Origin of the sequence: Psychromonas aquatilis (genome assembly GCF_038155185.1) — a bacterium.
Taxonomy (GTDB): Bacteria; Pseudomonadota; Gammaproteobacteria; order Enterobacterales; family Psychromonadaceae; genus Psychromonas; species Psychromonas aquatilis.
This window is the reverse complement of record NZ_JBAKAZ010000067.1, coordinates 1-13,976: the sequence shown is the minus strand read 5'-3', so window position 1 is coordinate 13,976 and position 13,976 is coordinate 1. Positions and strand designations below refer to the sequence as shown.

Here is a 13,976-nt window from a genome sequence, read left to right as displayed (position 1 = left end):
GCTTAGTCTCATGAGCGGAGGAGCTCTGCGACTCCTTTTTTCAGCCTCCCTTGTAGGTGCAACAAATAAAACAACACTTCACTAGTTACCTTGTTGCATTCAACTTCGATGAATTTTGTTTGATGTATTTCGATTTGATGCAAGCAGGGAGACTAAAGTCACCGCCCCGAAGCGAACGTCCGCTTAGATAGGTACTTATCCATTTATTAACGCTAGGCCTACATACTTTTAGGAACTGAGCAATTTAGGCTCATGAATGGCCATTTTGAAAATGTGCTAAAGCCAGTAAATGCATTTTCATTTGTAATGAAGTTTGCTTACGGGCAAATATTTTCAAATCTGTCTTTTTTATATGCTCTATCTTGAGTTGCTTTAATCGCAATAGATAAATCAAGTCGATCATATTTTTACTTAGATTGATATAAGATATAGGTTAAAACTCACAAGGGTCATAATAAAACGTAAATTATTGTTCTCTAATAATTGTTAATGTGTCGTAAAGTTCAATATCAATATTACTTTTCGAGTCGTTGCGCATTTTGAATGGCCGCTAGCATCTCATTTGGATCTCGTATTGCGCGTACCGATTGCAAAAATGGATCCGCTTGCACATGCTGTAATTTCATAAACATTAGCCATTGCTTAATACGGCTAGGCATGAATTTCTCTTTGTCTTCAATTTTTCGCAACCATTGGTAATATTGCTCCATCACTTGTAAGTTGTCTAACCAAGAGTAGGGCGTTTCAATACCTTTAATGGCATTAGCTAGGTTCGGTACTGCTAATGAACCACGACCAATCATTAATTGATCACATCCGCTTATTTCAATACAACGTTGTGCATCTTCTGCACTGAAAATGTCACCGTTTGCAATAATCGGAATATCTACAGAATCTTTAATTTTTCGTATCCAATGCCAGTGAGCTGGTGGCTTATAGCCTTCTTCTTTGGTTCTTGCGTGTACAGCAAGTTCGCTGGCACCAGCTTCATTTATTGCTTGTGCATTTTCAATGGCGAGATTTTTATCGTGGTACCCTAAACGAATTTTGGCACTGACCACATGCTCACTAGGTACTGCATCGCGAACAGCTTTGACAATCTTATAAAGTGCTTCAGGGTCTTTTAATAAAACCGCACCGCCGCGGCTTTTATTCACCGTTTTAGCGGGGCAGCCAAAATTTAGATCAATCCCATCTGAGCCAAGCTTAATTGCACGCAGTGCATTTTCAGCTAAACATTCTGGATGTTGCCCTAATAGTTGCACTCGCACAGGAGTACCGGATTCAGTACGGCTGGCATTCCGTAACTCAGGACATAAACGGTAAAATACACGAGATGGAAGTGGTAGCTCTACAACACGAACAAATTCAGTAACACAACGGTCGATCCCACCAATGTTGGTTAAAAATTGGCGCATATGGAAGTCCATTACGCCTTCCATTGGAGCGAGTGTTATTTGCATGTTATATCTCGATTGTTGAAGAAGCGCGGATTATACCCGCAATCTGTGTTTAAGCAAAAACAACGGTAAGCTTATGAAAAAGGTTAGGTTAACAATCGTAATATCAGCTTGAAAAAACCAAGGTCGGGGAGCGAGTTTTAAGCTATCACTTTAATCATATTAATAGTCCCAACAAATTAGTTGCTTTTTCAGGCAACTATTGAAAATAAACAGTCACTTTCTAACAACATACTTGCACTTGTGCGAGCAACTATTTAACCTTAGGAGATTAGATAATGACAGGATATAAAAATGAGCTCGGAACAATTAACATTAATAAAAAACAGCATTAAAAGCATCGTCGATTACCCAATTCCTGGCATTATATTTAGAGATGTGACAAGCCTGATTGAAGATGGACTTGCATTCTCTACGACTATCGAGCTTTTTAAAGCACGTTATAGCCAAGTGAAAATAGATAAAATTGTTGGGACGGAAGCACGTGGCTTTATTTTTGGTGCACCGCTGGCAGCTGCTTTAGGGGCAGGCTTTGTTCCGGTTCGTAAACCTAACAAACTACCGCGTGACACGATTCAAGAAAGCTACGAGCTTGAATACGGTAATGATATATTGCAACTGCATAAAGATGCTATACAACCGGGTGAAAAAGTATTGTTAATGGATGATCTATTAGCAACAGGTGGTACGGCAGAAGCATCGGTTAAATTGATTCAACGTTTAGGCGGTGAAGTTGTTGAAGCTGCTTTTGTGATTGAATTACCAGATTTAGGTGGGGCTAAAAAATTAGCCGCGCAATCTGTTCCCATTTTTTCTTTGATTGAATATGCAGGTGAATAATCAGTGAGCTATCAAGTTTTAGCAAGAAAATGGCGCCCACAGACTTTTCAAGAAGTTATCGGACAACCTCATGTGTTAACCGCATTAGAAAATGGGTTAGAGCAGAATCGAGTCCATCACGCTTATTTGTTTAGTGGTACACGTGGTGTTGGTAAAACAACTATCGCGCGTATTTTTGCTAAAAGTTTGAACTGTGAAGAAGGGGTCACTTCAACACCTTGTGGTAAATGCGCAAACTGCCAAGATATTGATCAAGGCCGATTTGTTGATTTATTAGAGATAGATGCAGCCTCTCGTACTAAAGTAGATGACACTCGTGAGTTATTAGATAACGTACAATATAAGCCGGCACAAGGGCGCTATAAAGTATATCTAATAGATGAAGTGCATATGTTGTCTAAACATAGTTTTAATGCACTGTTAAAAACATTAGAAGAGCCACCGGAATACGTTAAATTCCTACTCGCAACCACTGATCCACAAAAGTTACCTATTACGGTGTTATCACGTTGTTTGCAATTTCATTTAAAAGCAATATTACCTGAACAAATTGAGCAACAATTAAACTCAATTTTAACTCAGGAAAAAGCAACGTTTGAAATGCCTGCACTAAACGTTATCGCTAAAGCGGCTGATGGCAGTATGCGTGATGCATTAAGTTTAACGGATCAAGCATTAGCCTTTGGCGCTGGTAACATAAAATATGATGCCGTACTAAAAATGCTTGGCACCATTGACCAATCACATTTACATTATCTTTTACACTTTGTTGCTTCAGGGAACAGTGAAAAAGTCTTTGAAAAAATACAAGAGTTTGTTCAGCTAGGTGCTGATTTTTCAGCATTACACCAAGAGTTAGCAAGCTTGTGCCATCAAATTGCTTTAATGCAGTTACAGGCGAATGCAAATGTGACTAAAAAAAGTGCAGTGCAATTATTGGCTGAACGTTTGTCACCTGAAGAAGTGCAATTATTTTATCAAATTGCAGTGGAAGGTTATAAAGACTATAACTTCGCACCAAATGGCAAAGTCGCGTTAGAGATGACGGTAATGCGTTTACTTGCATTTAAACCGGCTAATTATGTTGATATTGATGAAGCGATGTTAGCACAAGCAAATACTGCTGCAGTTATTAATCATGGTGATACTGAAACACCTGCTTTAGCACCTGCACCTGTGCCACGTCCAGAAGTGAAAGCAGCCGCTCCAGCACCTGCTCAAGCTTCACAAGTGCCGCCTGCAGCGACTAAACCTGCTCCAAGTCCTGAGCCATCACCAGCAGCAAGTATTGATAATGTAGCGCAACAGCCTGCGCCATCAACACCTGTTGATGTGCAGCCAAGCGAACAAACAGCTGAACTGCCTACTATTCCGAAAGCAACTGCAGAGCAACACACAAGCGCACCTGATCCGGTTTCTGCAACACCAACGGCTGAAGAAGCAACACAACAAGCTGAGCCAGCCGTTAAAAAAACATCGCAGTTTGATCTGTCAGGCCATAACAATTCTCGTAATATGTTGCGTAGTCATCGTCAAAAATTAGAACAAATAAAAAAGACTAGAGCGGCAGCTGATTCATCATCGGATAACAGAAATGTACCCGAACAGCCTGTCGCAGTTAAAAAACCACAACCTGCAGCGCCAACTTATCAAGCTCAGCCAGCCGCTACAGTAGAACCTGTTAGGCCTGCTGCTAAGCAAGTAACTAAACCAGCAGCTAAGCAAGTAGAAAGGGATCAACCAAGCAAACCGAATGAGCAAGAATTACCGCCATTAAGTAGTTATGGGGAACCTTCTAATCAACCACAATATGATGATTATGCGCGTTCAGATAATGATTATTTTGACCAATATCTTAGCGATCAAATACAACCAAATAATAGTCATGTTATCGAGCAGCCGAGCCAGGACAATGCTTTATCACAGCAACAAGTAAGGACCACTTCGCCAAGCACTGAGCAAGCTGCGATGACATCGACAACGGTAACTTCAACCGCGAATGTTCACAATGAGCAGAAAGCGCCTGTTCGACCTAACAAAGATATTTCAGGCTTAACCGATGGTGCACATACTGACGTTGAGTTGTTTAACGATCAGCATTACCCAACACCTGAAATAGATATCGCATTGTACGTTGAAGATAAAATGACGGATCCATGGTTTTTAGCGATTAAAGCGATGAACTTAAATGGCTTTGAGAAACTATTAGCAAAAAGTTGTGTGATGCAAAAACAAGATCAACAGATAAAATTGTTATTAGATCAGGCACAAAAACACCTGTTAAATAATCAAAAGCTCTGTGCAGAATTAACCGCATTAATTGCTGATTATTATAAAAAGCAAGATGGACAGCATTATACTGTTTCAATTGAGGTAGGGCGGGTAACAGATGCTAATACGCCATTAGCGTTAGAGCAGATTGTTTATCAGCAGTATTTAGAGAAAGCCAAAGAATCGGTTAAAAATGATGCGATCGTGCAGATGTTTGTGCGCGATTATAATGCTAAAGTCTATGAAAATAGTATCTTACCGTTATAATCAACTGTAATACGAACTAACTTATAAAGAGAGATAATATGTTTAATAAAGGTGGAATGGGCGACTTAATGAAGAAAGCCCAAGAAATGCAAGAAAACATGAAAAAAGCGCAAGCTGAAATCGCTAACACTGAAGTAGTGGGTGAGTCAGGTGCCGGTCTTGTTAAAGTTACTTTATTAGGTAACCATAATGTACGTAAAGTTGAGATTGATCCAAGCCTACTAGAAGATGAAAAAGAGATGCTTGAAGATTTAATCGCAGCAGCAATGAACGATGCAGTGCGTCGTGTTGAAGAAGTTAATAAATCAAAAATGAGCGGTTTAACAGGCGGAATGGATCTTCCTCCTGGCTTCAAAATGCCTTTCTAGGGTTTAGCTAAAAACGCTATTACTTAATTAAAGCAAACGTCTTATATACGAGGCTTACTTTCACTAACCGAATCAGGCAAGTGAAAGTAAGCCCTTTTTGTATAGAATATATGGCTATCAAGTGGCACTGTACAGCACAAACTTCATCTACGTAAAATGCAACAAGGTAAAGAGCGAAGTACTTTTAAGTATTCTAGATTTATAGAGCACTCTCCAAATATTTCGGACGCTTTACTAGTAGTATTAACGTTAACTTCGGGGCGGTGACTTTAGTCTCCCTGCTTGCATCAAAGTAAAAAACCAAAACAAACGTCATCTAAGTAAAATGCAACAAGGTAAAGAGGCGAAGTGCTTTGTTTTATTGATTGCATCTACAAGGGAGGCTTAAGCCACCGCCCCAAAGTCAAAACAAGATTCCTGAAAACGAGTGGCAGAGCTTCTCCGCTCATGAGACTAAGCTGACGCTTAATTCGCCCACCGTCCAAAAGAACACTTAATTGCTAGCTCGGGGCGGTGACTTTAGTCTCCCTGCCTGCATCAAAGTAAAAAACCAAAACAAACGTCATCTAAGTAAAATGCAACAAGGTAAAGAGGCGAAGTGCTTTATTTTATTAACTGCATCTTCAAGGGAGGCTGAAGCCACCGCCCCAAAGTCAAAACAAGATTCTTGAAAACGAGTGGCAGATCTTCTCCACTCATGAGACTAAGCTGACGCTTAATTCGCCCACCGTCCAAAAGAACACTTAATTGCTAGCTCGGGGCGGTGACTTTAGTCTCCCTGCCTGCATCAAAGCAAAAGCCAAAATAACACTGGTAAATGGCTGAGCTTGGTTTTCCTTACTAAAGGATAATTCATTTAAGGCATTCACCAAGACTTGGTTTCCCATATAATCCCCAACAATATATGTACTTGTTGTCGGTTTATTCTGGCGCAACTCGGTTAAAAAGGCGGTTAGATAAGTAGCGATCCAAAAGACATCTTCTCTATCTGAGACATATTCTAGTAATGCGGCGTTAAAGGGTCAAGAAAATAAAATGGAAACGTTAGTATATTCAAAATTATAGGTCATTTGTGCTGTTCGCTTAACCACTGAATTAAAAGTAACATTATATTCATGGATACACACTATCAAGCTATCTTTCCAAACATCGTTACCTAAATAGTTGGGGTAGTTTTACAAAATTCATCACGGCTCATCTCATCAATATTTTTAATTAAAATATGATCATCGCTGTTTTCAAGCCATAGCGTACTGTGAAAAGCTAAGGTTAGCACTAATACATCATAAAATATCGAGTATTTGCAATACTATGTATGAGTCAGAAAGAAAGAACCCTAATGGCTATGATGTTAACGAGTCTTGTGCAGCCATTTCACATTATCAAGAAATCGCATTAAAAATCGAAGCTAAAACCGCGGAGAGCTATCTCAAAGTGCTAACTGAAAAAATACATTATGCCCGGGATCATTGTGCTTATCCGGGAGAATATAATGGCGGTAAAGCAAGTTATGGTAGCGTGCACAATAGAGTTGAAGATTGGTATCAAAATGAACTGATCTATTACAGTCAGATCAAGCTAATGCGACTGGCTTTCTATCATCGATTTATGGCTTAATAATTTCTTAAATAAATTTGATGGCCGTTCATCATTAATATTCAAATCCGGTTTTAAACAAATTTAAAATGCAGTGCAGTCTCTCTTTTTCATCATAAAATCAACTGGTTAATATTTGTTTATGTTATAAATTATTGTACTTATCATTATTAATGCTTGGCTGTTAATAAGCTAACCTATTTTGTTGGAGGTATTCATTGATTGGTTTTCACGAATTAAAAGAACAACAACGTAATCAACGTCATGGCTTTCCTGATAACCTTGCAATACGCGTCCATCGCGCCCTGAGTTGGCTTAAAAAAGCCGAAGCATGTGAAGGGGATAATGATGCGCAATTTATCTTTCTGTGGATAGCCTTTAATGCAGCCTATGCCAATGAAGTGGATAAAGCACATCGTTTACCTGAAGCGCAAACTTTTGAACACTTCATCGAAAAACTCTATGACTTAGACAAAGATAAGCATTTAGCTGGTTTTATTTGGGAAGAGTTTGCAGGCTCAATAAGAGTATTGTTAGATAATAAGTTTATTTATCAACCTTTTTGGGATTTTAAAAATGGCTATATTTCAGAAATAGAGTGGACCACTCGTTTTGATAATGCTAAAAAATATGCCAATAAAGCATTGGGAAATGCTAATACGCCGCAGGTATTAACCATTATTTTTGAACGTGTGTACACGCTACGCAATCAACTTTTACATGGAGGGGCGACGCATGACAGTGCCGTTAATCGTGAGCAAATAAGAGACTGCTGCCGGTTAATGAAAAAACTCGTACCGACCATTATTAAGATCATGATGGAAAATCCCAATACATTATGGGGCGATGCACACTATCCGGTACTGCCAGCACAATAAACAATTGCTGAGAAGCCTATAATAATAGGCTTCTCATAAAAGCTAAAGCCTACTCGCCTTTATATAACACGCCGCTAGTACAAGTTTCCATAATTTCTACAGCATGTAATTGCGGTAAATCTTTTTTGACTCTCTCCCATAACCACATAGATAAAACTTCCGCAGTAGGATTCTCTAATCCAGGAATGTCATTAAGGTAGTAATGATCCAACATATCTAAAGTAGGTTTAAAAACGCTTTTGATATCAGAAAAGTCAATAAACCATCCAGCTGTTTCGTCAACGTCGCCCTTGAGATGTAATTTTACTTTATAAGAGTGGCCGTGTAAGCGCCCGCACTTATGACCTTCTGGTACATTAGGTAGCTTGTGTGCTGCTTCAAAAGTAAATTCTTTGTAGATTTCAACTGTCATATATTGCCTATTTTAAAATGGGTCATGCTTATTTCATGGTGTCGTAATAGCACCAGTCATATTGTAAATTTTCATTAATTGTATTTTTGGAAGGGCATTCTACCTGACTAAATCCAAGGTAGTTAGTCTGTAAATGAATATCAGTGGATAAATAATTATATTTATTTGTCAGAAGTCTGCTGAAATTAAAGTATTATAGCGCGCTATAAGCATACAATGACTGAATGGTATAGAACGAAGTAATGAAATATAAAATTAATGAGATTTTTGAGTCTTTGCAAGGAGAAGGCACATTTACTGGAAAACCAAGCATATTTGTTAGGTTACAAGAGTGTCCAGTGGGTTGCGCTTGGTGCGATACTAAGCATACTTGGGAAGTATCACTTGAAGACGAAATAAAGAAACCTCAATTTGACCTTAAAAAAGAAGAGTCGACTAAATGGTGTTCATTTACTTCAGCACAACTCCTGAACTTATTTTCAGAAAGAGGTTATAAAGCAAAGCATATTGTGATCACTGGTGGTGAGCCATGTATGTATGACTTAACTGATTTATGCCACGCTTTTGAAGCACAGGGCTATGGGTGCCAAGTTGAAACGTCAGGTACCTTTGAAATCAAGGTCAGTAAAGATTGTTGGGTGACACTTTCTCCAAAAATTAATATGAAAGGCGGGTATCAAGTATTAAGCTCTTCTTATCAGCTTGCATCTGAAATAAAATACCCTGTCGCTCGTCAATCCCATGTAGACGATCTTCAACAAATTATTCATGATAATGGGCTTGAGCATAAAAAAGTATACTTACAACCTATCAGCATGAAACCAGCTGCAACAGCATTAGCGATTAAATCATGTATTGAAAATAATTGGATGTTGTCAGTACAGCTACATAAATATTTAGATATTGAATAATAGAGAAAGGCATTGAATGCAATGCCGATACTTACTTATTAAATCAGAGCATTAACAATTATTACCCATTTCTACTCGCTGTTATCGAGGACATATGTCAACAGAGCAAATAATATTAAATGAATCAGCACAACAAGTGCGAGATACACTCATTGAACGTGGTTTAGAAACACCCATGCTGCCAAGTAAATTTACGCCTGAACAACGTAAAGAAAAGATAGAGCAGCATATGCGTGAAATATTAAACCTAATGTCATTGGATTTAACCGATGATAGTTTAATGGAAACGCCAAAACGCGTCGCTAAAATGTATGTTGATGAGATTTTTTCAGGATTAGATTATCGCAACTTTCCTAAAATAACCGTGATCGAAAATAAAATGAATGTCGATGAAATGATCAAGGTTAATAACATTACAGTAATGAGCACTTGTGAGCATCACTTAGTGACGATTGATGGTCTAGCTACTGTGGCTTATTTACCACGCCAAAAGATCATTGGTTTATCTAAAATTAACCGTATCGTACGCTTTTTTGCTCAACGCCCTCAAGTACAAGAGCGTTTAACACAGCAAATATTAGTTGCACTGCAAACATTATTGGAAACAACAGATGTAGCCGTAAAAGTGGATGCCGTTCATCACTGCGTTAAATCACGCGGTATTATGGACTCAAGCAGCTCAACCACCACAACAGCGTTAGGCGGGATTTTTAAATCAAACCCAGCAACACGCCATGAGTTTTTACAGCAGTAAGCTTGCTTAGGTAGGATAACTGTAAATTAATACATCTTGCTTCAATTGATTTAATCTTAATCCAGTAACAGCGTGTAATGTATTGCTGTTACTGGCCATTCTTTTGTATTCTATTACCAATAAAACCACGCAAAAATATATACGCGAATTCTATAAAGCTACAATATGAATCATTAAATCTCGGTGATTGTTGTGTCGATATTAAATAACCGTGATTAACATTTATTATTTTAAAAATAAGTGAATAATCAAATTCATTGAAATAACTTCCTGTATTATAAGTTCAATAGGTTACACGCACTGACTTATGATTATACTAATTAACTGATCTATTTTACTTGTTAAAATAACTTATTTCTCCGTTATTATTTTTTCTGGGTAAAATTTAGATCACTTATTTAATATAATTGGTATTATCTAAAAAATTATTAATTAAGGAATCTTTTTGAAAAAATTAAATGTAGTTGCTGCAATTATTCAATGTGGTGAAGAAACACTTTGTGTTCAACGTGGGCCAGCAAAATTTGATTATATAACGAATAAGTATGAATTTCCTGGAGGTAAAATTGAGGTTGGAGAGACAAAAGAGTCTGCAATAATTAGAGAAATTAAAGAAGAGTTACATTTAGACATTATCGAACCCCAATTTTTTAATACTGTCCATCACCAGTACCCGGACTTTCTTATCACCATGCATTCTTTCATTTGTCCTGTTGAACATAAGGGTTTAACACTTACAGAGCACATAGATCAGAAATGGCTGAAAATTGATCAGTTACACACTCTTGACTGGGCTGCCGCTGATATTCCAATAGTAGAAAAGTTACAGACAAAGCAGAAATAAGAGTTCTAAAAAATGATATTAGATGAACTGAGTAAAAGCTTACAAACAGGTTTTGTTGATAAAGAGTCAATATCTGAAAAATTGTATCAACCAACATTATTGGTCAATAAAAAGAACCCTCCACAAAAGGTGCTCTCTACGATTTTAGAGGAATTGCGTTATTGTGATGAATTTTATATTTCCGTCGCATTTGTAACTACAAGCGGCATCGCTACCCTAATAAATACCTTTAAAGAACTCGAAAATAAAGGGGTTAAAGGTAAGGTTGTTGTCTCGCAATATTTAAATTTTACGCAACCTGAAGCGCTTAGAAAACTGCTTAAATTCACTAATATTGAATTACGTATAGCCACCAAAGAAAACTCCCACTCAAAGGGTTATTTGTTTAAAAAATCGGAATATTACAACCTTATTATAGGCAGTAGCAATCTAACGGCTTCAGCACTAGCGACCAATAAAGAATGGAACCTTAAAGTATCAGCACTTCATTCGAGTAGTATTGTTGAAAAAATTATTGGAGAGTTTGACTCTGATTTTCAAAATGGAACACCTGTAACTTTATCGTATATTGATGATTATGAAGTTATTTATAATCAACAAAAATTACTTTCTAAAGCACATGAGTCAGTACTTGTTAAATCTTTAGTAATACCAAATTCTATGCAGGAAGAAGCCTTAAAAAATATTAATAATTTAAGAAACAAGGGCGCGATAAAAGCGTTACTAATTTCTGCAACAGGGACAGGTAAAACCTATTTATCTGCTTTTGATGCTAAGGCCTTCGAACCCAAACGATTACTATTTGTTGTGCATCGACAAACCATAGCAGAAAAGTCTATGGAAACGTTTCAGAGTGTTTTTGGCAGTGATAAATCTATGGGAGTTTATTCTGGTAAGCAACAAGAAGTAGATAAAGATTTTCTTTTTTCAACAGTACAAACTATTTCTAAGCAAAACCATTTAGATAAATTTGATAAAGGCTATTTCGATTATATTATTATTGATGAATCTCATCGTTCAGGTTCTGATTCATATAAGCGACTTCTAGAACATTTTCAGCCACAATTTTTATTGGGAATGACGGCCACACCAGAGCGAACTGATGGAGAAGATATTTTTAGTCTGTTTGACCATAATATAGCTTACGAGATTCGCTTAAATAGAGCGATGGAAGAGGGCATGTTAAGTAATTTCCATTATTATGGCGTTACCGATCTTATAATTGATGGGAAAGAACAAGAAAATATTCGTGATTTTACTTATCTTTCATCCGATGAAAGAGTTAAAAATATCGTTAAATACGCTAATTTTTATGGCTCAGATAATGGCAGAACTCGAGGCCTCGTTTTTTGTTCTCTTAATGATGAGTCAAAAAAATTAGCCGAAATGTTTAATAAAAGTGGTTTTCGTTGTGTTGCACTATCTGGAGAAAGCTCTGAAGATGAAAGAAGAGATGCAATTCATCTATTGGAGTCTGATAATTTATCTGAAAAATTAGACTATATATTCACCGTCGATATCTTTAACGAAGGAATTGATATTCCAAAAGTAAATCAAATTATAATGATACGACCTACAGAGTCTGCAATTATATTTGTGCAACAACTAGGTCGAGGCTTACGTAAAGTGGGAGGGAAAGGATACCTTACTGTTATTGATTTCATTGGTAACTACAATAACAATTACCTTATTCCGATTGCGCTTTACGGTGACACCTCATACAACAAAGATGCTTTGCGCAGAACAATATCAAGTGGCAGTACACTTATTCCAGGAAGTTCTACAATCAACTTTGACGCAATTACTAAAGCACGAATTTTTGAATCCATTGATTCCGCAAATATGGGGCTATTTAAAGATCTTAAAAAAGATTATGACTTACTTAAGTATAAACTTGGGCGAACACCGATGATGATGGACTTTATTCATCATGGTTCACGAGAACCATATTTATATGTTGAATACTCAAAGTCTTATTATAATTTTATATGTAAAGTGGAAAAAGATACCGAGTATGACCTTGATAAAGAGCAGATAGCATTATTAAGCCAATTTGCATTGAACATCAATAATGCAAAAAGAGTAGAAGAATGCATTATTATGAAAGAGCTTATAACGAACCCTTTCTTAGAGATAAATGATTTCAAAAGTATCATTAAAGCTATGTATGGTTATGCTGTCTCAGATGAGACGATAGAATCATGCATAATCAATCTCAATTTCAAATTTATAAAAAAAGAATCTTCTGTTATTGAGTTTGAAAATAATAAATTGAAACTTTCACAAGTGTTTAATCAACACTTGAAAAATGCTTTATTTAAAAACTTTCTTATCGATAACATTGAATATTCTATACACACATACAATAAGCATTTTGATCTCAAAAATTATATAAATGGTTTTCAATTATATGGTAAATATACGCGTAAAGATGTATGCCGAATACTCAATTGGGAGAAAAATTATGAGAGTACCGTTTACGGATATAAGATCTATCGTGATCAAGCCCCGCTTTTTGTTACATACAGGAAGTTAGAAGACATTTCTTTAACTACTCAATATAACGACCATTTCATTAACCAAGATGAATTCGCATGGGAATCTAAAGCTGGAAGAAAACTTGATAGTAAGGATGTTGTTGCTATTCGAGATGCAGACAAAACCGGTCTTAACGTTTCCTTATTTATACAGAAAAGCAATAATGAAGGTACAGATTTTTACTTTATGGGTAATGTTGATACTGTCAAAGGCTCTTTAACTCAAAAGTATAAAGTTAATGATAAAAACAAAAATGTACCAGTAGTTCATATGGAATTTAAATTACGAAATACTGTTCAAGATTCACTTTATACATATCTAACTGGTGAAGAAATCGTAGAAGTGAAGAAGAAACCGACAACCCTAAAAGTAGTTTCAACTGCACCTTCAGAAGAAATTATTGATGATAAAGAGCAAAATTTTATCCCATTTTATGACTTTTATGCGGCCGCTGGTTCTTTTAGTGACATGCAGGAAAATAAAGATTTTAAGATGCTTGAAGTACCAAAACAGTATTCAACAGAACAAAAGTATTTTGCCTGTAGAGTCATTGGTGAATCAATGAATCGTCGTATCAAGAACAATTCTATTTGTATATTTAGGGAATCACTTGGTGGTTCTCGAAATGGTAAAATTGTTATTGTTGAAAATTATGGTAAAGACGATGAAGAATATAATTCATCATTTACCATTAAAACCTACGCCAGTGAAAAAATAGCTTCTGATGATGGAGAGTGGGAACATTCGGTTATTTTATTAAAACCAAACTCTACAGAATCACGATCGGTGTTTTTCAAGACAGTTGGCACTCATTAGCTAATTTTTATGCGACTTCTT

General features: G+C 36.6%; 11 protein-coding genes and 1 pseudogene. 9 read left to right on the top strand and 3 right to left on the bottom strand.

Annotation, left to right across the window (positions count from 1 at the left end):
• Positions 1-515: 515 nt before the first annotated feature.
• Complete coding sequence (locus V6256_RS13390; RefSeq protein WP_341598730.1) at positions 516-1,463, bottom strand: tRNA-dihydrouridine synthase; 948 nt, start codon at positions 1,461-1,463, stop codon at positions 516-518.
• A gap of 291 nt (positions 1,464-1,754) precedes the next feature.
• Between V6256_RS13390 and apt the strand changes: the two genes are divergently transcribed.
• Genes apt through V6256_RS13375 form a run of 3 tightly spaced genes read left to right on the top strand, consistent with a single transcriptional unit; the run spans position 1,755 to position 5,206 of the window.
• Positions 1,755-2,300, top strand: a complete 546-nt coding sequence (gene apt / locus V6256_RS13385) for an adenine phosphoribosyltransferase (RefSeq protein ID WP_341598729.1) — start codon at positions 1,755-1,757, stop codon at positions 2,298-2,300.
• Positions 2,301-2,303: 3 nt separating this feature from the next.
• A complete protein-coding gene (gene dnaX / locus V6256_RS13380; protein ID WP_341598728.1) occupies positions 2,304-4,838 on the top strand; it encodes a DNA polymerase III subunit gamma/tau in 2,535 nt (844 codons plus the stop codon).
• 38 nt (positions 4,839-4,876) lie between these two features.
• On the top strand, positions 4,877-5,206 hold the full coding sequence (locus V6256_RS13375; protein WP_341598727.1) for a YbaB/EbfC family nucleoid-associated protein: 330 nt from the start codon (positions 4,877-4,879) through the stop codon (positions 5,204-5,206).
• 743 nt (positions 5,207-5,949) lie between these two features.
• On the opposite strand, the pseudogene V6256_RS16455 reads toward V6256_RS13375, so the two are convergent.
• Positions 5,950-6,339, bottom strand: a pseudogene (locus V6256_RS16455) (alpha/beta hydrolase).
• Between the two features lie 178 nt (positions 6,340-6,517).
• Here V6256_RS16455 and V6256_RS13370 point away from each other — a divergent pair.
• The gene (locus V6256_RS13370; protein ID WP_341598726.1) at positions 6,518-6,823 is read left to right on the top strand and encodes a hypothetical protein; all 306 of its coding nucleotides are present in this window, start codon (positions 6,518-6,520) and stop codon (positions 6,821-6,823) included.
• 197 nt (positions 6,824-7,020) lie between these two features.
• Positions 7,021-7,680, top strand: a complete 660-nt coding sequence (locus V6256_RS13365; protein WP_341598725.1) for a hypothetical protein — start codon at positions 7,021-7,023, stop codon at positions 7,678-7,680.
• A 49-nt stretch (positions 7,681-7,729) separates the two neighbouring features.
• Here the strand turns inward: V6256_RS13365 and queD are convergent, their stop codons facing one another.
• Positions 7,730-8,092, bottom strand: coding sequence for a 6-carboxytetrahydropterin synthase QueD (gene queD, locus V6256_RS13360; protein ID WP_341598724.1), 363 nt, complete (start codon positions 8,090-8,092; stop codon positions 7,730-7,732).
• A 242-nt stretch (positions 8,093-8,334) separates the two neighbouring features.
• Between queD and queE the strand changes: the two genes are divergently transcribed.
• From queE to V6256_RS13340, 4 genes are all read left to right on the top strand, one after another.
• The gene (gene queE / locus V6256_RS13355) at positions 8,335-9,003 is read left to right on the top strand and encodes a 7-carboxy-7-deazaguanine synthase QueE (protein WP_341598723.1); all 669 of its coding nucleotides are present in this window, start codon (positions 8,335-8,337) and stop codon (positions 9,001-9,003) included.
• A gap of 109 nt (positions 9,004-9,112) precedes the next feature.
• A complete protein-coding gene (gene folE, locus V6256_RS13350; RefSeq protein ID WP_341598731.1) occupies positions 9,113-9,757 on the top strand; it encodes a GTP cyclohydrolase I FolE in 645 nt (214 codons plus the stop codon).
• A gap of 445 nt (positions 9,758-10,202) precedes the next feature.
• Positions 10,203-10,601 (top strand): (deoxy)nucleoside triphosphate pyrophosphohydrolase, encoded by a 399-nt coding sequence (locus tag V6256_RS13345; RefSeq protein WP_341598722.1) that lies wholly within the window; start codon positions 10,203-10,205, stop codon positions 10,599-10,601.
• A gap of 12 nt (positions 10,602-10,613) precedes the next feature.
• Positions 10,614-13,955 (top strand): DUF3427 domain-containing protein, encoded by a 3,342-nt coding sequence (locus V6256_RS13340; RefSeq protein ID WP_341598721.1) that lies wholly within the window; start codon positions 10,614-10,616, stop codon positions 13,953-13,955.
• Positions 13,956-13,976 lie beyond the last annotated feature (21 nt).